Source organism: Variimorphobacter saccharofermentans (assembly GCF_014174405.1).
GTDB lineage: Bacteria > Bacillota > Clostridia > Lachnospirales > Lachnospiraceae > Mobilitalea > Mobilitalea saccharofermentans.
Genome location: NZ_JACEGA010000001.1, coordinates 528,525 through 551,762, shown reverse-complemented (window position 1 = coordinate 551,762; position 23,238 = coordinate 528,525). Strand labels below are relative to the sequence as shown.

At 42.2% G+C, this 23,238-nt stretch carries 24 protein-coding genes and 1 pseudogene; all 25 read right to left on the bottom strand.

Annotation, left to right across the window (positions count from 1 at the left end; all coding sequences use genetic code 11):
- Positions 1-9 precede the first annotated feature (9 nt).
- Positions 10-2,406, bottom strand: a complete 2,397-nt coding sequence (locus H0486_RS02525; RefSeq protein WP_228354343.1) for a VirB4-like conjugal transfer ATPase, CD1110 family — start codon at positions 2,404-2,406, stop codon at positions 10-12.
- Complete coding sequence (locus tag H0486_RS02520; RefSeq protein WP_228351506.1) at positions 2,336-2,812, bottom strand: PrgI family protein; 477 nt, start codon at positions 2,810-2,812, stop codon at positions 2,336-2,338. The genes H0486_RS02525 and H0486_RS02520 overlap by 71 nt, the downstream gene beginning before the upstream one ends.
- Before the next feature lie 11 nt (positions 2,813-2,823).
- Positions 2,824-3,690 (bottom strand): VirB6/TrbL-like conjugal transfer protein, CD1112 family, encoded by an 867-nt coding sequence (locus H0486_RS02515; protein WP_127067690.1) that lies wholly within the window; start codon positions 3,688-3,690, stop codon positions 2,824-2,826.
- A 58-nt stretch (positions 3,691-3,748) separates the two neighbouring features.
- Positions 3,749-3,961, bottom strand: a complete 213-nt coding sequence (locus H0486_RS02510) for a Maff2 family mobile element protein (RefSeq protein ID WP_058351257.1) — start codon at positions 3,959-3,961, stop codon at positions 3,749-3,751.
- 150 nt (positions 3,962-4,111) lie between these two features.
- Positions 4,112-4,324 carry a Maff2 family mobile element protein gene (locus H0486_RS02505; protein ID WP_058351257.1) on the bottom strand — a complete coding sequence of 71 codons (213 nt, stop codon included), beginning with the start codon at positions 4,322-4,324 and terminating at the stop codon, positions 4,112-4,114.
- Positions 4,325-4,510: 186 nt separating this feature from the next.
- A complete protein-coding gene (locus tag H0486_RS02500) occupies positions 4,511-6,271 on the bottom strand; it encodes a VirD4-like conjugal transfer protein, CD1115 family (RefSeq protein WP_228351505.1) in 1,761 nt (586 codons plus the stop codon).
- Positions 6,268-6,786: a PcfB family protein gene (locus tag H0486_RS02495; protein ID WP_228351504.1), complete on the bottom strand. Its 519-nt coding sequence runs from the start codon at positions 6,784-6,786 to the stop codon at positions 6,268-6,270. The genes H0486_RS02500 and H0486_RS02495 overlap by 4 nt, the downstream gene beginning before the upstream one ends.
- Before the next feature lie 44 nt (positions 6,787-6,830).
- Entirely contained in the window at positions 6,831-7,178 is a 348-nt protein-coding gene (locus tag H0486_RS02490; RefSeq protein WP_127067693.1) for a DUF7768 domain-containing protein, read from the bottom strand.
- A 9-nt stretch (positions 7,179-7,187) separates the two neighbouring features.
- Positions 7,188-7,595, bottom strand: a complete 408-nt coding sequence (locus tag H0486_RS02485) for a hypothetical protein (protein ID WP_228351503.1) — start codon at positions 7,593-7,595, stop codon at positions 7,188-7,190.
- 20 nt (positions 7,596-7,615) lie between these two features.
- Positions 7,616-8,473, bottom strand: coding sequence for a DUF6017 domain-containing protein (locus tag H0486_RS02480; protein WP_228351502.1), 858 nt, complete (start codon positions 8,471-8,473; stop codon positions 7,616-7,618).
- A 2-nt stretch (positions 8,474-8,475) separates the two neighbouring features.
- Complete coding sequence (locus H0486_RS02475; protein WP_228351501.1) at positions 8,476-8,637, bottom strand: hypothetical protein; 162 nt, start codon at positions 8,635-8,637, stop codon at positions 8,476-8,478.
- A 75-nt stretch (positions 8,638-8,712) separates the two neighbouring features.
- Positions 8,713-9,798, bottom strand: coding sequence for a DUF5688 family protein (locus H0486_RS02470; RefSeq protein ID WP_228351500.1), 1,086 nt, complete (start codon positions 9,796-9,798; stop codon positions 8,713-8,715).
- Between the two features lie 645 nt (positions 9,799-10,443).
- Positions 10,444-11,562 carry a 5-methyltetrahydropteroyltriglutamate--homocysteine S-methyltransferase gene (locus tag H0486_RS02465; protein WP_228351499.1) on the bottom strand — a complete coding sequence of 373 codons (1,119 nt, stop codon included), beginning with the start codon at positions 11,560-11,562 and terminating at the stop codon, positions 10,444-10,446.
- A gap of 251 nt (positions 11,563-11,813) precedes the next feature.
- Positions 11,814-12,332, bottom strand: a pseudogene (gene yfcE / locus H0486_RS02460) (phosphodiesterase); the annotation flags it as partial.
- A complete protein-coding gene (locus H0486_RS02455) occupies positions 12,329-13,243 on the bottom strand; it encodes a LysR family transcriptional regulator (protein ID WP_228351498.1) in 915 nt (304 codons plus the stop codon). The gene H0486_RS02455 and the pseudogene yfcE, both read right to left, overlap by 4 nt.
- A gap of 4 nt (positions 13,244-13,247) precedes the next feature.
- A complete protein-coding gene (locus H0486_RS18630; protein WP_228351497.1) occupies positions 13,248-13,487 on the bottom strand; it encodes a cysteine-rich small domain-containing protein in 240 nt (79 codons plus the stop codon).
- On the bottom strand, positions 13,488-14,879 hold the full coding sequence (locus H0486_RS02445; protein ID WP_228351496.1) for a cobyrinate a,c-diamide synthase: 1,392 nt from the start codon (positions 14,877-14,879) through the stop codon (positions 13,488-13,490).
- A gap of 8 nt (positions 14,880-14,887) precedes the next feature.
- Positions 14,888-16,915, bottom strand: a complete 2,028-nt coding sequence (cobK, locus tag H0486_RS02440) for a precorrin-6A reductase (RefSeq protein WP_228351495.1) — start codon at positions 16,913-16,915, stop codon at positions 14,888-14,890.
- The gene (cobJ, locus tag H0486_RS02435) at positions 16,881-17,642 is read right to left on the bottom strand and encodes a precorrin-3B C(17)-methyltransferase (protein ID WP_228351494.1); all 762 of its coding nucleotides are present in this window, start codon (positions 17,640-17,642) and stop codon (positions 16,881-16,883) included. Before cobJ ends, cobK begins: the two co-directional genes overlap by 35 nt.
- Complete coding sequence (locus tag H0486_RS02430) at positions 17,632-18,693, bottom strand: cobalt-precorrin 5A hydrolase (RefSeq protein WP_228351493.1); 1,062 nt, start codon at positions 18,691-18,693, stop codon at positions 17,632-17,634. Before H0486_RS02430 ends, cobJ begins: the two co-directional genes overlap by 11 nt.
- Before the next feature lie 5 nt (positions 18,694-18,698).
- Entirely contained in the window at positions 18,699-19,460 is a 762-nt protein-coding gene (gene cobM, locus H0486_RS02425; RefSeq protein WP_228351492.1) for a precorrin-4 C(11)-methyltransferase, read from the bottom strand.
- Positions 19,424-20,563: a cobalt-precorrin-5B (C(1))-methyltransferase CbiD gene (gene cbiD / locus H0486_RS02420; RefSeq protein ID WP_228351491.1), complete on the bottom strand. Its 1,140-nt coding sequence runs from the start codon at positions 20,561-20,563 to the stop codon at positions 19,424-19,426. Before cbiD ends, cobM begins: the two co-directional genes overlap by 37 nt.
- 9 nt (positions 20,564-20,572) lie before the next feature.
- The gene (locus H0486_RS02415; RefSeq protein WP_228351490.1) at positions 20,573-21,217 is read right to left on the bottom strand and encodes a precorrin-8X methylmutase; all 645 of its coding nucleotides are present in this window, start codon (positions 21,215-21,217) and stop codon (positions 20,573-20,575) included.
- Entirely contained in the window at positions 21,196-22,248 is a 1,053-nt protein-coding gene (locus H0486_RS02410; protein ID WP_228351489.1) for a pyridoxal phosphate-dependent aminotransferase, read from the bottom strand. The genes H0486_RS02415 and H0486_RS02410 overlap by 22 nt, the downstream gene beginning before the upstream one ends.
- Positions 22,248-23,237 carry an adenosylcobinamide-phosphate synthase CbiB gene (gene cbiB / locus H0486_RS02405; RefSeq protein ID WP_228351488.1) on the bottom strand — a complete coding sequence of 330 codons (990 nt, stop codon included), beginning with the start codon at positions 23,235-23,237 and terminating at the stop codon, positions 22,248-22,250. The genes H0486_RS02410 and cbiB overlap by 1 nt, the downstream gene beginning before the upstream one ends.
- Position 23,238: the final 1 nt, after the last annotated feature.

Below are 23,238 nucleotides of genomic sequence, written 5' to 3'. Positions count from 1 at the left end.
AACAGTCGCTTACGCTGACTGCTCCTTCTTTGCTTCTGTTACCTCTGACAATCTGGTTGTCATGATACGGTAAAGTTCCGTATTTGCAGGGAAGCGATCCACAAATGGCAGGATAACATTGCCATAGAACAAAAGCCCTTCGCCTTCTCCCGAATGTGTCACATACGAAAGCTGGTGAGGGCTGATATTAAGCTGTCTGGCAAGAATCTGTCTGTCGCCTACTGCCTGATTCAGCATATAGATAAAGTCAGAGTTCTCGAAAATGTTCTCCACTTCCTTGGATGCAAGCAAATCCTTGACGTTCTGGGTGATGCCGGTTGGAATTCCTCCCCACTTTCTGAAACGCTTCCAGATTTCCACCGTATAGGCTGCTGTCTGGTCTTCTCGGAGCAGAAGGTGCATCTCATCCATGTAATATCTGGTGGATTTTCCCTGGCTCCGGTTTTCCGTTACCCTCCCCCATACCTGGTCCTGAACCACAAGCATGCCAATCTTCTTAAGCTGCTTTCCCAGATCCTTGATGTCATAACATACCAGGCGGTTTGTAAGCTCCACATTGGTTCTGTGGTTAAAGACATTTAAGGAACCGGATACATAGATTTCAAGGGCTGTTGCCACATGCTTTGCTTCCGGTTCGTCCTGGTTTAAGAGTGCCTGATACAGATCCCCAAGGATCGGCATATTCTCCGGTCCCGGATTTTCAAAATACTTCTGGTAAATCTGACGGATGCATCTGTCGATAACCGTTTTCTCAACCGGCCTGAGTCCATCCTTATTGCCTACGATCAGCTCACACAGAGACAGAATAAAGTCTGCCTTAAGGGCAATCGGGTTATCATCATCCGAATAGTTCATGTTGATATCCATGGGATTGATATACTGGTCAGAAGTCGGACTGATCTTAATAACCTGTCCTCCAAACCTTGCCACCAGAGGAGAATACTCTGACTCCGGATCGGAAATGATGATGTCATCATCCGTAACAAGGAACGCATTTGCGATTTCCCTCTTTGCACTGAAGGACTTACCGGAACCCGGTGTACCAAGAATCAAGGCATTGGGGTTCTTAAGCTTCTTTCTGTCTACCATGATCATGTTATTGGAAAGAGCATTCAGACCATAATACAAAGCCTCTTTTCCATTCTGGAACAGCTCCTGGGTAGTGAATGGAACAAAAATAGCCGTACTGGATGTGGTCATCCCCCTCTGGATCTCAATCAGATTGCTGGCCAGCGGCAGCGTACTCATAAGCCCCTGCTCCTGCTGGTAATCCAGTCTGACCAGATTGCAGTTATGCTTCTGTGCAATGGAAACTGCCTGGAATACATTGTTTTCAAGCTCCTGCTTGGTCTTTCCTGTATTCATTACAAGAAATGTCAGAAGAAACATTCTCTCATTCTGGGACTGTAGCTCCTTTAACAGTGCCTTGGCATCCTTGCCATAGGTTGCGAGGTCAGATGGAATGATATCCATATCATAACCTGCCCTGACAGCCTTTTTCTGCTCCTCGATCTTGCTTCGGTCAAGCTCCGTGATGGTATGCTTGATGGTTTTGATTGCCTCGTTCTGGTCTACCGACTTGATATGCATGGTCACAATCTGGCTGGATTCCATGGAAAGGAAATCTGCAAGCAGCCTGTCGCTGATATCCGAAGCATCGATGGATAAGAAACTCATGCATCCATACATGTCTCCCATCTGAAAGTATCTTCCGGTTGGAAAAGCAAAGCTGCTCGGTGCAATGAAATCCTTTACGGAAAGGCCGGATCCCGCCAGATACTTCCAGTCAAAATGGAATTTTGCATCATCTCCCATATGAAACTGTCTGTGCATCAGTTCCAGTCTTTCACTTCCGTTTAAGGTCTTTGCCCTTACTCCCAGTCTTTTGAAATTATTGAGAATATCCGTCTCAATATGAATGAGTCTCGGCTTTGCTATTTTCATGGATTCAGCATGAATTCCAAAGGTTAAGTATTTTGTCTTGGTAAGACCGTTATTACCTGCCTCCATCTGATGCAGAAGCACTTCCGAATACTCATCCCTGACATCATCAAAGCCATCGTTCTTATGTGCGATAGCAATGCTCTTCTCAAAATCAGAGACGTCCGTTGCCATGTTATTGAAGGATAACTGAAAGTTGATGGAACTGTCGAAAAAGTTAAGGAAAGAACACCATTCCTCAAAGATCTCCGTCTTATCCTCCTGCTGTGCCAGCTGATAGTTGATATCCTGAAACTGGATGGTCTTTGTATAATAATCAAGTCCAACCCTGCAAATACCATCCGAAAACATCCTTTCAAACGGTATGCTCTGCTGTGCCGTTCTTGGTGTGCCATCATTTTTCTGTGCTTTTTTTATGGCTTCCTTTACCGCTTTCTGCTCGTCCCTGGTCAGCCCTTCCGGCATTGTGAACTTTCTGTTTTCCTGATCTTTCTTTTTGCGAAAATCGAACAATGTTTTCTACCTCCTTTTCTGCTTTTGCCTGGCGCAAAAGCGCATCATAATAATTGTCCGTCTTATATGGACGTATCTTCGGCCTCTTAAAGATTGCCTGTATCATGTGACTCAAAATGACCTCCAACGGCTGACCGTTCTTCTCATACATGGCAAGGAAAAAGAATGGCATCATAATCACCATCATCCCCATAACTGCCGTATTGACTTTGACTACTGTTTTGAGCAAAAAGAAGGACGGTACTCCAATGAGTGCCGCCAGGCCAAAACAGATCAGCTGTCTTTTTGTCAGATTGAACATCACCTTGCTTTTTACTTTTGTCAGGTCCCTCGGGACACTGATATAAGATGCTGCCATAATCTTCCTCCTTAATGAGCGTGAAGTATGCTCTTTGCTACTGCTCCCGTCTTAAACAGGGTAAAGGCTAACAAAACGGTGAAGCCCATAACCCTCCATAACGAGCCAATGATATCTGCGTTAAATGCTACCGACTGAATCAGGACTGCGTAGATTCCCACACATACCATGATTAAAAATCCCTGAAATCCAAGTGCAAACAAGCTTCTTACATAATTCTGTCCCATCATGCTCTGCTCCCTATTTCCAAAGGTTGCAAACGGAATCGGTGCAAGGCTGACCATAAGATAGATCTCCACCATTCGTCCGTTGATGATGACAAAAATGATTGCTGCCAGTATATACATAAGGAACTGCACAACAAACGACTGTAAGAATATCCCAAGCAGTGGTCCTAAATCCATTGCTTCCAGTGTGGTCTGCATTGTCGCAAGGGTGCTTGCATCAATTGCCGTGCTTCCCTGAATAATGCCTCCGGCCCGGCTTACCACGCTCTGCGATACATCAAATACCGCCATCGTGATATCAAAGGTGTGTGTGATCAGTTCTACTGCCACAAAAGTCTTAAAGATCCACTTAAAGATAAACCATGTCTCAAAGCTTGCCAGATTGTTATAACTGATTATCAGCTGTATCAGCTCATAGCAGGCTATGAATGTCAAAAGTATTCCCGCAATCGGCATGATTACCGTTTCTGACAGGTTCCTGACCATATTGAATACCGCCGGCAGAAAACTGCTGGGAGTCTGTCCTACCTCTGTTGCAATCTGCCCCACCTGGTCATTCACAGAGGAAAATGTGTTGGTGAGATTATTCATGATACCTGATACAAGCAGTCCTTTCAGCCAGTCAGTAATCTGCTGAATTATGCTGTTCAATTATTTCCTCCTTTCCTCCGGGACAGGGGTTCCCCCTGCCCCAAAACCAGAATCTGATTTAGAACAAACCGGAAAGCAAAGGCACAAGCGTGGTACCGATAAGGGCAACACCGCCGCCGGCCATAAGCTGCTTCATTCCCTGGGACTTTGCACCGGGATTATCGTTACCATATCCTTCCATAAGATTGATTGCACCCCAGATTCCAAGACCTGCTCCAAGTGCGATTACGAGTGTCTGCAATGTTCCTACTGCGCTCTGAAAAAATGCCATAATATAAATCCTCCATATTCTTTCATGATTGATAAAGGGCCAGAGCACTCTGCCCTGACCCGTGTGTCTGCACAGACCTCCACTTTTCCGGACTACCGGATCTGCTGTCTGCTATTCAGTTTTTTCTGCGTGATCCTGCCACGCTGTCTCTTAGAAAAGACCTGAAAGTAAAGGTACAAGGGTAGTACCGATAAGAGCCACACCGCCGCCGGCCATGAGCTGCTTCATTCCCTGGGACTTTGCACCCGGGTTATCGTTACCGTATCCTTCCATAAGATTGATTGCACCCCAGATTCCAAGACCTGCTCCAAGTGCGATTACAAGTGTCTGTAATGTTCCTACTGCGCTCTGAAAAAATGCCATGTTTCAATTCCTCCAAAATATTTTTTTCGTGATATATTCATTCCTTTGCCCCGACCAGGGAGGCAGTTTACAGTTACGTGCCGGATCCCCTGCAGTGGCATCCGGCTATGCGCGCATATCGCCCGTTTCCAGGCATAATAAAAAGCCCCTATCTTCCGGCCTTTATCGCCGGATGGCAAGAGCTGATTACTCTGTTAAGTCGATGACTTCATATTCATCATCTGCTTTCAGTTTCAGTGTATGGCTTAAGAATTTCACCACATCAAAATAGTTCTTCTTGTCATAATCTGCCGTCAGCCTGTAATTCGGATGCTGCGTCAGATCATACTTGTCGGACAGAAATGGTCTTACACCACGGACCTGCACGATACATTTCGAGCCATCCATGACCGCCAGTTCATCCATTGTCATCAAATCCTTACCAAGCTTCTGGTAATTCATGCTGTAGCTTTCCTGGGAACCCTTTGACTGTCCGGTATTGTACATATCGATGGTCTCTTTTCCAAGAATTGCATTCAGGTCTTTTAAGGTTGTCTGCTCGGTACCACCAAGGAAAATCTGGGAATCCATATTGCCGATGATGGTATCTGCATTATCCTTATAAATTGCCTTCAGCTGTGACTTTGCCTGCAATACCAGGCATGCTGATATTTCCCTGCTTCGGATGGTTGCCACCAGCTTTTCCAGATTCGGGATCTGTCCGATATTGGCCGCCTCATCGATCAGGCATCTCACATGCACCGGTAATCTTCCGCCATACACATCATCTGCTTTCTCACAAAGGAGATTGAACATCTGCGTATAAATCATGGAAATCAGGAAATTGAAAGTGCCATCCGTATCCGACATAATCAGAAACAGGGCAGTCTTCTCATCTCCCAGGGTGTCCAGCTCCAGTTCATCATAAGCGGTCAGATCCCTGAGTTCCTTGATATCAAAGGGTGCCAGTCTTGCACCACAGGAAACCAGAATGGACTTGGCTGTTTTTCCGGCTGCCAGCTTATACTTGGCATACTGTCTAACAGCGAAATGGTCCGGGTTCTGCTCTGCAAGTTCCTCAAACATCAGATCCACCGGATTCTTAAACTCTTCATCATCCTCCCGGACTTCCATTGCATTGATCATTTCAAGCAGGGTAGAAAAATTCTGTTCCTCCTCCGGAGCCTCATAATGGATATACCCAATCAATGCGGTGTAAAGCAGTGTCTCCGCTTTCAGCCAGAAATCGTCTCCGCCTTTGCTCTCGCCTTTTGTGTTGGCAATCAGTGTTGTTACCAGTTTCAGAATATCCTTCTCAGAATGGAGATAGGCAAATGGATTATAATGCATTGATTTTGTAAAATTGATGGTATTGAATACCTTCATCCGGTATCCGTTCTTATAAAGTGCATTTCCCACTTCATTGATCAGACCACCCTTCGGATCAGTCACCACATATGAACTATGCATCTGTAAAAGGTTCGGCTTGATAAAAAACCTCGTCTTACCGGAACCGGAACCACCGACCACCAGAACATTCTTATTTCTGGCGTATTTCGGGATCTTCGGTCTGCTGCTCATAGTGATCCGTTCTGTCTGGGACAGAATCACATTGTTTGCAAACACCGGATCCTCAAAAGGCTCGATATCTGCATGCTTTCCCCATCTGGCAGAACCGTACTCCTCATTGTGCCGGAACTTTTTTGCATTCTTCCCTTTCAGATACACTGCTAGCCTGAGTGCTGCACCACAGGCAATACCTACCAGTAGGTCTGTTGGGTATAAACTTGGCAACGGATTGGAAAATGCCTTTGAAATCAGTCCATCCAGTACAATGCTCTGCACTTTCTCAGACGCATTGGCACCTACCGCCAGCCGCCACATTTCTCCCAGATTGGTAGCAACCAGTCCCAGAACAATATAGGGAATGTTCAGGATCAGCTGCTTTTTTAACTGTTTCATATTCATCGCACCTTCTCCTTCTTTTTCTCTGCCACTTTTCTTGGAATCGCTGCCACAATCTCCTTGAATTTCTTCAGCTTTTCAAGTACACTCGGGCGCTCCATTGACCCCTTCCTTACCTGCTTGTCTGCATAATCCTGTAAGATTTTTGTAATCACATCCATATCCTTGGCTTTGAAGAATATGGTGTATACCGGTGGATCCGCTTTCTTGTCCTTTACGACTGCGAAATCAACACCATACTTTTTGGCGATTTTCTGAAAATCCTTAAACCCTTCATCGGCAAGCGGAATGGACGAGACTCCCTGGCCCTGACGAACCAGAGTCTTGATTGACTGCTTTCCTTTTGTCGGATGGGTTTTTTCACCCACTGCTTTCCCGACCGCCTTTGTCGGCTTTCCTACCACTGTACTGAGTGCCTTCATAAACAGTTTCAGCGTGGGCTTGGATACTCTGACTGCAATACGAACGGACTTGTCCGCGGTCTCCTTGCTTACTTCTTCATGTACCAGCTTTCTCACTTCCTTCCATCAAAAAAACAGCTCAAAGGCTGTCTTTCACAAATCTATTCTTCTTTTCTGCTCTTATCCACACCAAGGACTCCCCTCATGGTGGATGATGCCACGTGAAAGCGATTTGCAATCGCAATATCCGTCAACACCGTTTCATTTACGGCGGCTCCACAAACCACAAGAATCCTGGAACGTCTCAGCATATCCTCTGACATATCCAGATAATCCTTATATTCATCCGCATTGCTTACGTCAATTACCTCCGGCAATGACAATAATGGGCAGATTGGTGTGTAGCCTGCTTCATACAGTTTCCTGCAATATCTCTTTGCAGATCTTTTGGCTTTGGTTCGGTCCGCACTCCATGCAGATGTAACATAAGCCCATGGTTTGTTATTCATAAAATCCTCCTATCCCAGCCTGTAGCTCTGGATCCGGTACTGCCCGAGTGCAAGCGTACAGATTCTGCTTCTAAGTTCAGCCATGACTGCACTGATATCACTCTCATCAAGCCCCTTTAATCCATAATCCGATTTCATCACAAGATACCCGGCAGGCACATATGCCTCTCCGTCAATGAGCAGCTTCTTTCTTGCATCATAGACAAGAATATAATCCGTCTTTCCGATCATCTCGGAAGCACTGTTCTTTCCAAAGCCATCCAGAATTCCCATTGCATCTTCCATCCCGATGAAGTTCACCTGCTGCGATGCATCCACATAGATTGCTGCCTGCTCCGGTGCCAGAATACTGACAATCTCTTCCAGATTTGCCGCTATCTTCTCCAAACGGCCCAAAATAAATTCTGTATCATTCAATTTAACCAATCCCTCCTGGTCTATATTTTTCCTGTGGCCATATCGTGATTAACTTCCGCACGATAGTAACCATCCATGGTAGCCGGCGCGTTATACAATGCAGCCAACAGATACTGCTTAATACTGCGGACTTTCGTGGTATTCTCCCGGACGCAGTCCATCACATACTCAATATGTCCCATGTCCAGTTTCATGAATCTTCCCTTTACAACATTTGCCGGCTTGTCATCTCCGGCTATCCGGATCATCTTTCTCCTTGAACACAAAATGTCCAGCATAAGCTCCAGAATGCCATCAATCATATCCGAATCATAAGGATACCTGCTCTTTAGGACTGATATTTCCAGCTGTTCCCTAAGGTAAGCTTCATATCCCATCCGCTCCTCATCCCCGGATAGGATAGGATAAGTATCACTATATTCAGTATTATTGTTATTAGTATTATTAGGCTGTAGATTATACAGGTCCTGACCTGTAACTTTTACAGTACCAGACCTGTAATCTTTACAGGCCTTGACCTGTAAATTCTGCTGGTCTAAGAAATTCTTCACATAGATCAGTGCCGGCTTTCCCAGACCCTGCTTAATACGCTCTATCAACCCAAACATTTCCAACTCTGAAAGATACTTGATTGCTGATTTTTCGGAACAGTTCATGGCTTCCCGGATGGAAGTCAGAGTGAAAACGATATATACCCGCCCTTCCTCATCAATCCAGCCATTATCCCTGGAAAGCGATACTCGGTCCAGTAACAGTCCGTACAGTACCTTTCCTTCCGTGGATATTCCCTGAAACTTTGCATCAGTAAAAAGGACCTTCGGTATCCGGTAAAAAGCAAACTGCTGGGACTGATCTTCATAAAAGTAATCAAATCCCATGGCTATCCCTTTCTTTTACCTCGCATCTCTTCCATCAGCTTTTTATAGCACGGAAAACAAAATGCTTTGTCATAGCCATAAGGACATTCCTCTTTACAGTTTTGCGGATGGCTGACCGGTGGCTTAGCCCCTGTTCTGTTTTTCTCAATATATGTTCCTGACATTGTATTACCTTGCCTTTCCATCAAAAAAGTGCCAGACCTATGGCAATCGCCATAAGCTGACACTTTATGATTGTTTTAGAGGACTTCCCCGCCCTTTGCTTTTGTTGCCTTCTCTGCCGCATCCTTTACCGGAGGCTTTGCAGCTACTTCCTTCTGCTTGTCCTTCAGATCCTTTAACACAGACCCGTGCTCCTCGGTTTTCTCATCAATCTGAGTCTCGGCTTTTTCCTGCTGTCTTGCTTCAAACTTCTCCGCAAGTTCAAAGATATGCTCCTTGGAATCATAATGGTACACATTGTCTGTAAGCTTTTCCTCAGGACTTACCTGGGTAGCATTGACTTCCCTTACCATATCTCTCAGATCGTCTGCCGCCTTGTCTCCGTTATCAGGTACCAACAAAATTTCATGAATCGATGAGGGGAGAATATAGAAGTCTCCGCCAAGCTTCTCAGCTGCCTGATCCATAAAATCCTGATAGGCAAGTACCCCGGCACCGGAGTTCTTATCCGGAACCGATGCAACATACATCATTTCCTCCTGCTCCTCAGGAAGACCAAACATCTCAAATGCTTCCGGTCCCATCATCTCTCTCATGACTTCGCTCATTCCCTGGATAACCGCCGGTCTGATCTCCGGTGCGTTCTCTAACGCATCCGCTTTCAGCTGCTCATGGGTCACTCCCATGTGATCGATCATGTCATTGGTTACCAGAATAGATGCTCTGCCGGTATCATTGCTCTCAAGCACAAAACGATATACAACCGCCATGTCCTCCATGCTTTCATGAGGAATCTTTGTAAGCAGCTCTGCATTTGTTTCCGCTGAAATCACTTCAATGGAGAGCTTTTCCTTCATTGCTTCATAATTGGTAAGCTCGGATGTATCAACGGAAGGGACATTCTCAAGTCCCTGCATGATAGCGTGTGTTGATTCCGCAAGAACACCAGCATAATCTCCGGTGTGCTCATATTCAGCAAAGGCACTCTCAATATTGAAGTTGACTCCAACATTGCTTCCTTCCTGACGCACGGTCAAGGACTCATAGTGCTGATTTGCTTTTTCTACATTGTGGAAGCTCATCTCAACATCCTCAACGCCTCTCTCGTAAAGCCTCTGCTTCAGATCCTCTGTCATTTCCTGTTTGAATGTTTCGTAATCCATTTTTTCCTCTCTTCCTTATTCCAGTATTGTTCTTTCAGATCGTCATCTGATTTCCGAACATGAAAAAAGCGCCATATCCACCACCTTTCGATGATGAGCTGACGCTTCATTTTAAGTCCGTATTCTTTTGCAAAAGAGAAACAAATGAGCTGACGCATCTGCGTTTCATGTCTCATTTGTCTATGATAATGTTATCACAGGAAAAATCACAATAAAAGTGTCAAGCCCCCTACAATACTACTACAGATTCCCTACAAAATCCCTACAAAAGCAAGATTCTCCCTTCGAAAAATGTTTCCATACCTATTTAATATAGTTTTGGAAACTAAATACAACACTCTCAGTAGCCGAAATGATTCCTTCTCCTTCTATCTTATTCAGCTTCTCTAATTTTATTGTAATCGCATCAAAATTATCATTACACCAATCAAGCTGATTGTTCAGAAAGGACTTATATGCCCGTTCATTCCCATATCAGCATTAATACCAATTGCCCTGTTCCCAAAACTTTCAGGTAACAAGATACAATCCATTTTTTACAAAAACATAAAGTTTTTCTCCTCATCTATACATAGATTGATTAGGTTTGCATAAAAGTGTGAGCCGGAACGTATTTTTCGTCCAGCTCACAGGTTACATATAATTCTATTTTCCCCAAATCTCTTCTGCAATCTCTTTTACTAACTTAAGTTTCGCCCACTGTTCTTCCTCGGTAAGCTTGTTGCCGATTTCACAGGATGCAAATCCACATTGAGGACTTAAACACAGTCTTTCAAGCGGAATATACTTTGCTGCCTCATGTATTCTTGCAATAACCTTTTCCTTATCCTCCAATACAGGTAATTTTGTAGTAATAAGTCCAAGCACGACCTTTTTATCTCCGGAAACTTTTGCCAAAGGTGCAAAGCCACCGGATCTTTCATCATCATATTCCAGAAAGAGTGCATCCACATTTTCCTTGGCAAATACATAATCGGCAACAGTATCGTAAGGACCGCTTGCGAAATAGGTTGAATGATAATTACCTCGGCAGATATGTGAAGTAATCACCATATCATCCGGTCTGCCTTCCAGAGCAAGATTGTTAACTGCAAGAAGCTTCGCTTTTACGTCCTCTAAATCAATACCAAGAGATTGATACCTCTGCTTTGCAGCATCTCCCACGATTGCGCCCCATGTGCAATCATCAAACTGGAGATTACGGCATCCTGCATCATAAAACTGCTTAATCACATCCTGATATGCCACACCAATATCCTGAATCAACTCCTCATTTGTAGCATAAAACTTTCTTGTGGTTTCATAATTTGCAGGTACGATCATCTGCTGGAAAAACTGTGCCGGAGCAGGAATGGTATATTTGGCAACTGTATTCTCATCTTCAAATTGCTTCAAAAATTTGAAATATTCCACAAAGGGATGTGCTTTTGCCTTAATCTTTCCTACAAGATAAGTGTCATCAAGTACTGCCAGTTCCGCATTGAATTTCACGCCGTTTCCGGTATTCTCATGAGCTACTCCTTCAAAGCCCCACATAAAATCAAGGTGCCAGAATGTTCTTCTGAATTCACCATCTGTTATTACATGAAAGCCCAGTTCCTTTTGCTTTGCTACCACTTTAGTAATTTCTTCATTTACAACCTTATCTAGTTCATCCTTGCTGATTTTTCCAACCTGATATGCTGCCTTTGCATCCTTAAGTGCCTGTGGTCTTAAAAAACTTCCCACAAAATCAAATCTATAAGGTGTCATTATTTTACTCATCGTCTGTCTCCTCTTCTATTATTGATTTTCTCTCTGCATTATAAATGATACCATCTCGATCGCATAATACTAAAAAAAGCATGTTGCTCATAGTTTCAAACTATGAACATCATGCTTTCACATTTTTATTCTATTGTTCGCATATGTTTTCTTGCCTTTTCCTCTATCCCGTAAATATCCTTTCCATCCTTACCACATTCATTATACCTTCCCCGTGATTCTAATGTTCTTTTTGGAAATCGTATTTTCTCTTTTCCCTGTAAATCCTTCCATATGAATCTGCCGTTTTCATATATCATGTATCCATGCCAGCTTTCTTCTTTTGGAATGGATACAGACCCCGGATTCATATAAATATAATCCGGATACTCTGTACATTTGGGTACATGGGTATGACCACAAAGCAAGATATTTCCTTTATGAAGCGGTGGCAGATTCTTCTCATGGAAATGGTGTCCATGGGTTGCATAAATCAGTCTTTCTCCATCCGCTATCACACAGTAATCTGCCATGATAGGAAATTCCAGCACCATCTGATCCACTTCCGTATCACAGTTTCCTCTCACACAAATAATATCCTGTTTGTATGCATTTAGCTGTTCAATCACTTTTTTAGGATGATACTCTCTTGGCAGGTCATTTCTCGGACCATGGTATAAAATATCTCCAAGCAGTAATAGCCGGTCTGCTTTCTCCCTCTGATATGCTTCCAGTAATTCATTACAATAGTATTCTGATCCGTGAATATCAGACGCTATCATCCATTTCATAAATTCTGTCCCCCTGTTGTGTATTTCATCAGTGCCTCCAAATAGGAATTGCCCAGTCTGCTGATAATTCCTTTTCTGTGGGTGATATACCCAATCCGCATATCACTTTCATCAGCTAAGGGAACCGCAATAATTTCACTTCCATTCAGTTTCTTATCAATCACACCACTACATACAGTATATCCGTTTAATCCAATTAAAAGATTGAACAAGGTTGCCCTGTCTCTTACACGGATATTTTTCTTTCTCTCGGATTCGGAAAATATCTCTTCCGAAAAATAGAACGAATTATGTTCTCCCTGTTCAAAGGACAAGTATGGATATATTTCCAGTTCCTGATTCGTAATTACCTTTTTTTCTGCAAGAGGATGACTTCTGCTGATAAAAACATGAGGTTTGGCAATAAACAACAAATGAAATTCCAAATCATATGATTTCAATATCTTATTAATAACCGTCTGGTTAAAATCATTTAGAAACAGAATCCCGATTTCACTTCTCAGCCTTGCCACATCCTCTATAATTTCATAGGTCTGCGTTTCCCGGAGACTGAAATCATATTCCTCCTGCCCGTATTCCTTGATCAGATCCACAAAGGCATTGACTGCAAAGGAATAGTGCTGTGTTGATACACAAAACTGTTTCTTCCCACCGCCACTCCCTTTATATTTGTCTTCGAGAATTGCTGCCTGTTCCAATACCTGTCTGGCATATCCCAAAAAGCCTTCCCCTTCTTTGGATAGGCTGATTCCCTTATTGGTTCTGTTAAAAATAACTATATTCATCTCTTTTTCTAATTCATGAATAGCATTGGTCAGACTTGGCTGAGAGATAAATAATTGGTTTGAAGCCTCTGTAATGGTTCCTGTTTCTGCCACTGTTATCACATATTTCAACTGTTGAAGGGTCATATTTTTACCTACTCTTTAATATCTGCACAATCTTATCATAATTTTCCGGCTGATGCGGAAATGTACAATCTGTACAAACTTTTACCATTCGTCCTTCTTTCTCTATAAACTTAGGATTTCCCGGACAACTCTCCTTATTATATAAAGGACAATAACAGAACAGACAGTTAAAATCCTCCAATCCCTTATGGCAGGGAAAATATTTACACTCTCTATTTTCAAAAAATCGATGCGAATTTTCCATTTATGCAGGATCCTTTCTTTTCTTATATTCCTCTGCCTTTTTTACAAACCTTTCTGCAAAAAACGGATTCGATGGATAATAAAGATGTGGAAAGCCCATCCAATAGTTTTCTCCTGCCATCACACAGGAATACTCTTTACCTGTAGTTGGCTTTTTAGCAATACAACCTTCTCCATTATTGGTACTGTCAAAATAATGGAACTCATGCCCTTTTATAAGCTGTCCCTCTGGTAAAAAGCAACTCTTTTTTTCCCGTATTTCTACATAACCGAAACGTACTAATTTTCCTTTGTAGCTGCAAGTTGCCGGAATAATTCCAACCATTGTATGACTTATCCCATTCTTATCTGTAATCGCATCATGCAAATACATGAAACCACCACACTCTGCCACAATAGGCATTCCCTTTTTAAATGCCTGATTGATTGCATTACGCATACTAACATTCCTGCTCAGCTCGTCTGCATGCAATTCCGGGTATCCACCGCCAATTAACAGGGCATCACAACGTTCCGGCAATTTTGTGTCATGCAAGGGAGAAAAATATGTTATCTTGGCACCATTTTCCTGCAGCATGAATAAATTATCTTCATAATAAAAGCAAAAGGCTTCATCCTTTGCAACTGCAATCACCGGTCTGTTACTTCCTTTATGATTAAAGCAACTATTTACGTTCACCAGCTTCTGCACAAGCAAGAGTTCTTTTGCCTGCTCTGCTATATGCCCAATTGCCTCTATATCTACAGTCTTTTCCAATTCTTCTGAAACAACTTGCAGTTGCTTTTGTATATCTGCTAACTCATTTGGCATTACAAGACCTAAATGTCTGCTTTCTATATAAATATCTTTCTGATCCGGAAAATATCCAAGTACGCTTATCCTTAATTCATCTTCTATCAGAGGTTTTATGATTTCATAATAAGATTTTGACATCCTATTTAAAACGACTCCTTGAATAAGATGTTCCTTATCATATTCCAGAAAACCAGCTATTATGGGTATCACAGAGCGTCCCATCCCTTTTGCATCAATTACTAATATAATTGGAGTTTCTGTAACTTTTGCCAGATGATAGGAACTTCCTTCTTCTTTGATCCCCCCCAGTCCATCAAAAAGCCCCATCACTCCTTCCATCACAACAACGTCTTTTTCTGTCCTGTTTTTCAGAAAAAGTTCTCTGGTCACATCTTCTCCGGTAAAAAAAGTATCCAAATTTTTGGAAAGGATGCCAATTACCTTCTCATGGAACATGGGATCTATATAGTCCGGTCCGCATTTATAAGAAACTACCTGTTCTCCTCTGTTCTTCAGTGCCTTTAGCAAAGCACAGGTAATCGTTGTCTTGCCGCTTCCGCTCCCCGGTGCAGCAATCATAATTCGGTTCAGTTTCATATCAGACCTCACTCTTTACGAAAGTCAAATGAACAGATCCACACCGGGTTTTCTGCCTGCATCAAATGATACTTTCCTGCTTCTTTTGCCCGGTTGACCTGCATTTGAACAATTTCTTCATTTTCTATCGGATACAATGTCTGTATTTCTTTTAATTCACAAATTGTTTCCATGCTGATTGCATTGATGACAACCCGCATATTCGGATTTATTTCATACAATGCCTGCAATATCTCTTTTAAATATCCTCCGCTCCCACCTACAAATGCATGTGTTGCCTTCGGCAGATTCTGCAACCCTCCCGGTGCCTTTGCCTCGATCACCGTTACATTCTCAAGCTCAAACTTCTCCATATTCTGCTGAATGAGAGACACAGCATCTTTCTTCTGTTCAATGGCATATACCTGTATATCAGGAGAAAGCCCTGCTATCTCCACAGAAATAGAGCCTGTTCCGCTCCCTATGTCGTAAACAACTGCACCTTGGCACAATTTTAATTTACAGATGCTGACTTCTCTTACTTCTTCCTTTGTCATGGGAACCTTGTCTCTGATAAATTCTCCGTCAGCGGTGCTATGGGTTAGTTTCTTTCGTATTGCATTGGGATTCTTTACAAAACAAGTATATAGCCCTTCCTCTTTCAGCGCTATGCACTCACCCGGTGTCCTTCTTATAATCTGTTGCTCTGCATAAGACATTTGATAACCTGTAATAATTTCGCAGTCATTCATCCCTGCTTTTATGAGAGATTCTCCCAGCCTGTTTACATCTTTCACACCGGACATAATCAGAAATGTCTTTTGTTCTGTTTGGATTCTGCGAGCCAGATTATGTATTTCTTTTCCATGCATACTGTAAACAGCCGCATCCTGATAGCTTTCCCCAATACAGGACGCCAGATAAGCTACCGAAGAAATTCCCGGCATAACCTGCATCTTAGCTTTTAACTGCCCTACATTTATTTCTTCCTGCAAAGCATGATATAATGATTGACACCCACTATAAAAACCACTATCTCCGGAGAACAGAACGACTACTTTCAAGCTCTCCATAGGATGTCTCATCTGAACTTCGAGCAAATACGGAATAATCTGTTTCGCCAGATAAAACGTTTTTTTCTCCATTCTTGGCTTATAGGGCTCCAGCATTCTCTCTGCCCCAAGCAAAATGTCTGCTTCCTCTATCTTCTCACAAACTTCTTTTGTCAGACAATTCCAGCTTCCCATACCAATCCCGGCAAGCGTAATTTCCATATCACTTTTTATCTGTATCTTTTGCTGACAGATTTTCTCCAATTTGCTGCATACTTCATGGAAAGAATACCCTTCATCTTCCCCCGGATGTCCAATAGCAAACACTGGTATTCCTGTTTTCTTTGCTGCCTCTAGCTTTTCAAAATAACCACCAGATGCACCACTTTGTTTGGTGACTAGGCATGAAATACCATACTGGCGAATCATAGCTTCATTCATTTCGGCTGTAAATGGACCCTGCATTGCTATGATCTGTTTTCCTTTCATCCCCTGCTCTATGCAAAGTGACAGGCTTTCAAGTCCCGGAAGGACTCTTACAAAAAGCCTGCTTTTTACATCCTCAGAAACGCAGTATTTTTTCAATTCCTTACTTCCTGTGGTAAGCAGAATATTTCCCTGAATTTCTTCTAATGCTTTTGCACACGCTTCATTCGTTTCAAAATAAAGTACATTTTCCTCCTTCTGCGAAAGGTTCATTTCTCTTTTTAACCGCAGATATGGTATATTCATTCCTTTCATTGCCGTTTTGATATTCTCAGTAACAATGTCAGCATAAGGATGCGTTGCATCTACGACTGCTTCAAATTTACCATTCTGAATAAATTCCCTTATTTGATCTTCATTCATTCTTCCACGATGAACCGTCATAAAAGGATTCTCTTTTAATACAATCTCTCCATATTCCGTTGCAACGCAGAGTGTATGAGTAATTCCGGATGATGCCAGACATTCAGACAATTTTCTTCCTTCAGTTGTTCCCGCAAATATTAGTATCTCGTTCAATCTGGTAACCTCGCTTTGTAATCAGCTTATCGTTTATAATTTCACTTCCTGCATTTCCGATAAACACTGTAGTAAACATATTGACTTCTTGATTTCTTAATTCTTTCAAGGTACAGGTTACAGCCTTAGTTCCTTCCCTTCCGATGTTCTCCACATAACCACAGGCTCGTTCCTCTTCCAGAAACGCAAGCAAAATATCACAGGCTCTCTGTAAATAGTCCTTCCTCTTATGGCTGGATGGGTTATAAATTGCTATTGCAAAATCCCCTTTTGCAGCTGCAATCAGCCTTTTTTCAATTTTCTCCCACGGTGTCAGAAGGTCACTCAGACTAATCACACAAAAATCATGATTTAGTGGTGCCCCCAGTACTGCTGCTCCACTACTAGCTGCCGTAATACCCGGAATTACTTCAATGTCTATGTCAAGATAGTTCTTCCCGATTTCATACATAAGCGATGCCATTCCATAAATGCCGGCATCGCCACTGCATATTAAGGCTACCTTTTTCCCCTTCTTTGCTTCTTCAAAAGCAAGCCTGCACCTTTCTGTTTCCTGTCGCATAGGAGTGGACATCTTTTCTTTCTCTTGAAAGCGTTCTCCAAGTAATTGTAGATAAACAGTATAGCCAATAAGCACATCTGCCTGATCCAATACAGACAGTGCCTCTCCCGTCATCATTTCTTCCTTCCCCGGTCCCATTCCGACCACATATATTTTATTCTCCATCAAAGTACACTCTCCATTCTCTTCTTGCAATGGCAATCGTCATTCCATCCTCTGCATGCTTTTCATAGATTAATTTACCTCCAAGTTCGCACATTTTCATTGCTGCCCTCTCGCAGACATTATCTACTCCAACCTGTTCCTTTACAAACTCTGACTTATGAAAATCTCCCTTTACAGATTTTAATTCCTCTGCTGTATATGTGATAAATGGAATTTTTTCCTTTCTACTCCATGCAAGAAGTCCCGGCTCATCCCGTTTTACATCAATGGATGCCATCCCGAATACTTGCATAGGAGTAATTCTGGCTCTTTGCAAATGACTCATAATAAAGTCTTCTATTTTTTCTGCTTCTTTTCCCTTTTTACATCCAATTCCAATTGCATATTCCTTTGCTCCAAGAAGCATTGTTGTATCAAATTCCCTGTTTTCAGAAGTGACCACAACATCAACCTTCTGTAAGGGCGGATATTCTACCAATTCTATTTCTCCGGGCAGCTTTCCATTTTTTTCAAAATGTCCATGCTCAATTGCCATGGTAATACGCTTCCCTGACAATACCTTTGATGATACCTTTGCGATGCCATCTTTATTCACAATAGTGAGTCCATTTTTCTTTGCAAACAAATCAATTGCAAATTGATTGTGAATATCCGTTGCTGTGGTAATAACCGGCTTAGCTCCCATTTTCTCTGCTAAAGAAACCGCAAGCTCATTGGCACCACCCACATGACCGGACAGTATCGGAATCACATATTCTCCTTTTTCATCCATTACCAGAACCGGACTGTCGTGGAGTTTATCCGTAATATGAGGCGCAATCGCTCTGACTGCAATTCCACAGGCTCCAATAAACAGTAGGGCATTTCTTTCTTCAAACTGCTCTTTTGCCCATTCTCCGATGCTTTGAGTGACAAATCGTACTGTCTGTTCTTCCTGACAACAGGCCTTATATTTGGTATATAATGTATATTCTATTCCATCCAATAGCTTCGCAATATTTTTAGAAAGAACTATTCCATTTTGAGTAAAGCTGATGATGCTTAACTTCATATTCTTCACATTTCCTTTGCCTGTCTAAATTCTGTAGAAAAATCAGCCGCATATAATCTTGATTTTTTATAGTTTTGATGCGTAATAACCTCTCCTACTAAAACAAGTGCTGTCTTTGTGATCCCGTGCTCTTTTGCTGTATCATAAAGGGTTTCAATCGTACAAATATACGCTTCCTCCTCCGGCCACGTTGCCTTATAGACAAGTGCCGTAGGTGTCTCTTTGCGATATCCGCCAGCCACTAATCTTTCACTTAACTCTTTCAGCATTCCTGTACTAAGATAAATTGCCATTGATGCCTGATGTGCGGCAAAACTTTCGATACTTTCTTTTTCCGGTACCTTCGTTCTTCCTTCCATTCTCGTAATAATCAATGACTGGGAGATTCCCGGCAGAGTATATTCCAAATTTAAGGATGCAGCGGCTCCAAAACAGGCACTTACTCCCGGACAACTTTCGTAAAAAATTCCAAGTCTGTCCAGTTCGTCCATCTGTTCTCTGACTGCTCCATAGATACTCGGCTCCCCTGTATGCAATCTTACCGTTAATTTTCCTTCTGCTTCCGCTTTCTGTATGATTGTCAGGACTTCTTCCAAAGTCATCTTTGCACTATCATGAATCTCGCAATCTTTATTTGCATATTGTAACAGTTCCGGGTTTACCAAAGAACCGGCATAGATAATTACATCTGCCTGCTCTAATAAACGCATTCCCCTTACTGTAATCAAATCTACTGCACCTGTTCCTGCTCCAACAAAGTAAACCATTTCACCGCCTCCTTACTTTTAGCCAACTCTCCAAATTCATTCGCATATAAAATACAATCAATCTGAAGTTTTCCTTTGGCACGCTTCTCTAAATAGAAACAGATACGCTCTACAATCGTCTCCATAATCGCTGATAATTTCCCACTGTCTTCCAAAATAGGAATCGCTTCTTCTGTGGTAACACAATCTAATACATGACGGATTTTTTCTATATCCACCCCCTCTTTCACAGAAAACGCTGCTAATAACTCCATTCTACAATCTGCCTCTTTAGAGTGGGTATTCATAATTCCACCGGCAACTTTTATCAGTTTCCCGATGTGTCCGGTAAGAAGCATTTTTTTAAAACCCAATTCTACCGCCATATCAATAGTATCTCCGATAAAATTACTGCATTTCACACTTCTGTCCAGATCATAACCATAGGACTTTTTCATAAAATCAAGTCCATAGTTCCCCGGCGAAACCGCCACATAATCAAATCCCTGTGCCCTTCTTTGGTTTAACTCGACCCGAATGGTATCAAGAATCGCCTGATTACTCATAGGCTCTACAATTCCGGTAGTTCCAAGGATGGAAATGCCTCCCACAATTCCAAGCCTCGGATTAAAGGTCTGCTGTGCCAGTTTTTCTCCATCAGGCACCGATATTTCCACCTGCAGGCAACCTTTATAGTCTGCCAGCTGACATACCTGCATCACTTCTTTTTCGATCATTTCTCTTGGAACATGGTTGATTGCCGCATTCCCTACAGGCTGGTCCAATCCGGGCTTTGTCACTCTGCCAACACCCTTTCCGCCATCAATCTTTATTACCGCTTCTTTTCCAGTTCCGGTATCTGTCCCGGCATCATTCTCTCCAAAGGAAACCTTGGCATAAATGAAAGCTCCCGTCGTAATATCAGGATCATCTCCGCCATCCTTTTCTACTGCACAACTGACTTCTCTTTCTTTGCGGCTGATATCCACAAGCTTTGCTGTGTATGGAATGCCCTTTGGAGTCTCTATTGTAATTTCCCTTTTCAATTTTCCTGTCAGAAGCATATATGCTGCCGCTTTTGCTGCTGCCGCTGCACAGCTTCCTGTGGTAAATCCATATCGCATAAAGGCCCTCTATCTTGTCAGTTCATACAAAAGTGCATTGCAGATAGCTGCAGCCACATTACTGCCACCTTTTCTTCCCCTGTTTATGATGTATGGTATTTCTGTTTCCATAATCAACTCTTTTGCAGCCTCTACATTTACAAAACCTACCGGAACACCAATCACAAATGCCGGATGCCAGTTACTCTCCTGCATCATCTCATATAGCCTAATCAGTGCTGTCGGTGCATTGCCCACTGTAAAAACAACAGGCTTTTTGATGTTCTTTGCCTTCTCCATACTGACAACGGCTCTTGTGACCCCTCTTTGCTTTGCCACCCTCGCCACATCCTCATCTGCCATAAAACAATGTGCCTGTCCACCCAGCTTTGCCAATGCTTTCTTGTTGATTCCTGCCAGTGCCATATTGGTATCTGTTACAATGTCTGCTCCATTTTTTAAAAGCTCTTTTGCAATAGCTACCGCATCTTTTGAATAGACAAGCGTATCTGCATAGTCAAAATCTGCGCTTGTATGTATCACTCTTTTGGTAATCATTTCCTGTTCTGACGGAAGTGAAATTCCTCGTTTCTTTAGTTCTTCCGTAATAATTTCAAAACTTCTCTTTTCAATTTCTTCCGGAAGCAAATATTCTATTTTACTTTTCCGTTCCACTTGATTTCTCCTATCGCTCTTAATAAAGCCTCGTTTTCTTTCCTGCACTTTACCGCAATTCTGTAAAATCCCTTTGATAATCCCCTGAAATTTTCACAGTCACGAATCAATATCCCTTTTTCTAACAATTTGTCATATAATGGCTGTTTACTATAAATCAGGAGAAAATTGGCTTTTCCCGGAAACACTTGACAACCCGCTTTCTTTAATCCAGCCTCTAAAAATTCTCTTTCTTTCTCGATATATGCAACTGTTTTTTCTACGAATGTCGCCTGCATGGCACATTCGTATCCTGCCGCCTGTGCAAAACCGGAAAGGTTCCACTCCGGTAATTGCCTGCCAATTTCATCTGGCAGCAACGGGTTGCTGCAAACCAGATATCCCAAACGGACTCCGGGAATCGCAAATATTTTCGTAAATGCTCTGACAAGTATCAGATTTGTATATTTATTGATTTCCTGTAGCATAGAACACTCTCTGTCACAAAACTCTATAAAGCATTCATCCAGAACCACATAGATTCCCTTATCCCTGCAATGGTCCAGCACTTTGATTAACTCTTTTCGACTCATCAAATTTCCGGTGGGATTATTGGGATTGGCAAGGAACAAAAGATCAACATCTTCTGTCAGCACGGAGAAGAAATCCTCCTGAAAGCAAAAATCATTCTCTTCCTTTGTTTCGTAATATATGATTTCTCCATCTGCAGCCCTGGCCGCATATTCGTATCCATAAAAGGACGGAATCGGAATCACTGTTTTTCTCGGTCTGATTCCATGGATAATCGCCATAAAGAGCTCAGATGCACCATTTCCAAAAAGCAAATTCTCCCTCGGCACATTGAGCATTCCACTTAATGCCTTCTTCAATTTTTCTGCCGATATGTCCGGATATTGACTGCAGTGCTCTACTGCTTCATATAAAGCCGCTTCTACTGCTTCCGGTATTCCAAGAGGATTCACATTTACAGAAAAATCCGCTTTCACATCATTTCTATAAATGTCGCCTCCATGAATTCCTTTCATTTCCATCAGACCTTTCCTGCCTGTAGCATGCATATCAATCCCATAACAAACAGACATATGATTTCACTCATCCATGCTGTCAGATACATCAAATGATTCACCCTTTTAATATCTTCGTACTCTACTGCCCGCACACTGTCTCCAATATATGGCTTCTTTACTATTTTGCCGAAATAACTGGCATCTCCGGCAAGCTGAATTCCCAGCGCCCCTGCACATACGCTTTCCGTCTGTGCAGAATTAGGACTTGCATGATTTCTGTTATCTCTTTTGTAAATATTATAGGCTCTTTTCCCCGAAAAGTACTGTCCGCCTAAAAAAGATGCCGCTATCATCATATATGCACTGATCCTGGCAGGAATATAATTTACGAAATCGTCAAGTTTCGCAGCAGCTCGTCCAAAATACAAATATTTATCATTCTTATAACCAACCATGGAATCCATTGTATTCACTGCCTTATATAAAAATCCTAAGATTGGACCTCCCAGTGCTGTATATAACATAGGTGCAATTACCCCATCTGAGGTATTTTCCGCCACTGTCTCAATTGCTGCCTTTGCAACCCCTTCTTCATTTAGGACTTCCGTATCCCTTCCAACAATCATTGAAACAGCCTTTCTTGCTTCCGGTAATGTCTGACTTTTCAGGCAATGATAGACTTTCATGCTCTCAACCTTCAGACACTTTGTTGCTAAAATCTGATATGTCATAATCGTTTCTACTACGATTCCAAGATAACAATTTATGTAATAAGCAAAGAACAAGATAAGTGTGGTCGCTGTCACTGTACCAAGTAGTACAATGATTACCATGTAAACTCCCTGCCAAAGTTCCTTTTTCTCATCTCTCTCTTTCTTTTTTCCTAAAAAACATTTTTCTACTTTTGCGATCAAACTTCCAATCAGCCGGATAGGATGTGGCATCCAATAAGGATCACCAAACATCAAATCCAGTAGAAAACCCGAAAAAAAAGCTATGATATGATATTCCATA

Bases quoted from the DNA above. Each gene is read 5' to 3' on its own strand.
- cobM (WP_228351492.1), bottom strand. From the start codon at position 19,460: ATGGTTTACTTTGTTGGAGCAGGAACAGGTGCAGTAGATTTGATTACA.
- H0486_RS02510 (WP_058351257.1), bottom strand. From the start codon at position 3,961: ATGGCATTTTTTCAGAGCGCAGTAGGAACATTGCAGACACTCGTAATC.
- cobJ (WP_228351494.1), bottom strand. From the start codon at position 17,642: ATGGAGAATAAAATATATGTGGTCGGAATGGGACCGGGGAAGGAAGAA.
- H0486_RS02490 (WP_127067693.1), bottom strand. From the start codon at position 7,178: ATGAATAACAAACCATGGGCTTATGTTACATCTGCATGGAGTGCGGAC.
- H0486_RS02525 (WP_228354343.1), bottom strand. From the start codon at position 2,406: ATGCCGGAAGGGCTGACCAGGGACGAGCAGAAAGCGGTAAAGGAAGCC.
- H0486_RS02475 (WP_228351501.1), bottom strand. From the start codon at position 8,637: ATGTCAGGAACATATATTGAGAAAAACAGAACAGGGGCTAAGCCACCG.
- H0486_RS02410 (WP_228351489.1), bottom strand. From the start codon at position 22,248: ATGGAAATGAAAGGAATTCATGGAGGCGACATTTATAGAAATGATGTG.
- H0486_RS02520 (WP_228351506.1), bottom strand. From the start codon at position 2,812: ATGGCAGCATCTTATATCAGTGTCCCGAGGGACCTGACAAAAGTAAAA.
- cbiD (WP_228351491.1), bottom strand. From the start codon at position 20,563: ATGCGATATGGATTTACCACAGGAAGCTGTGCAGCGGCAGCAGCAAAA.
- H0486_RS02465 (WP_228351499.1), bottom strand. From the start codon at position 11,562: ATGAGTAAAATAATGACACCTTATAGATTTGATTTTGTGGGAAGTTTT.
- H0486_RS02470 (WP_228351500.1), bottom strand. From the start codon at position 9,798: ATGGATTACGAAACATTCAAACAGGAAATGACAGAGGATCTGAAGCAG.
- H0486_RS02480 (WP_228351502.1), bottom strand. From the start codon at position 8,473: ATGGGATTTGATTACTTTTATGAAGATCAGTCCCAGCAGTTTGCTTTT.
- H0486_RS18630 (WP_228351497.1), bottom strand. From the start codon at position 13,487: ATGGAAAATTCGCATCGATTTTTTGAAAATAGAGAGTGTAAATATTTT.
- H0486_RS02505 (WP_058351257.1), bottom strand. From the start codon at position 4,324: ATGGCATTTTTTCAGAGCGCAGTAGGAACATTACAGACACTTGTAATC.
- H0486_RS02430 (WP_228351493.1), bottom strand. From the start codon at position 18,693: ATGAAGTTAAGCATCATCAGCTTTACTCAAAATGGAATAGTTCTTTCT.
- H0486_RS02445 (WP_228351496.1), bottom strand. From the start codon at position 14,879: ATGAAACTGAACCGAATTATGATTGCTGCACCGGGGAGCGGAAGCGGC.
- H0486_RS02455 (WP_228351498.1), bottom strand. From the start codon at position 13,243: ATGACCCTTCAACAGTTGAAATATGTGATAACAGTGGCAGAAACAGGA.
- H0486_RS02500 (WP_228351505.1), bottom strand. From the start codon at position 6,271: ATGAATATGAAACAGTTAAAAAAGCAGCTGATCCTGAACATTCCCTAT.
- cbiB (WP_228351488.1), bottom strand. From the start codon at position 23,237: ATGGAATATCATATCATAGCTTTTTTTTCGGGTTTTCTACTGGATTTG.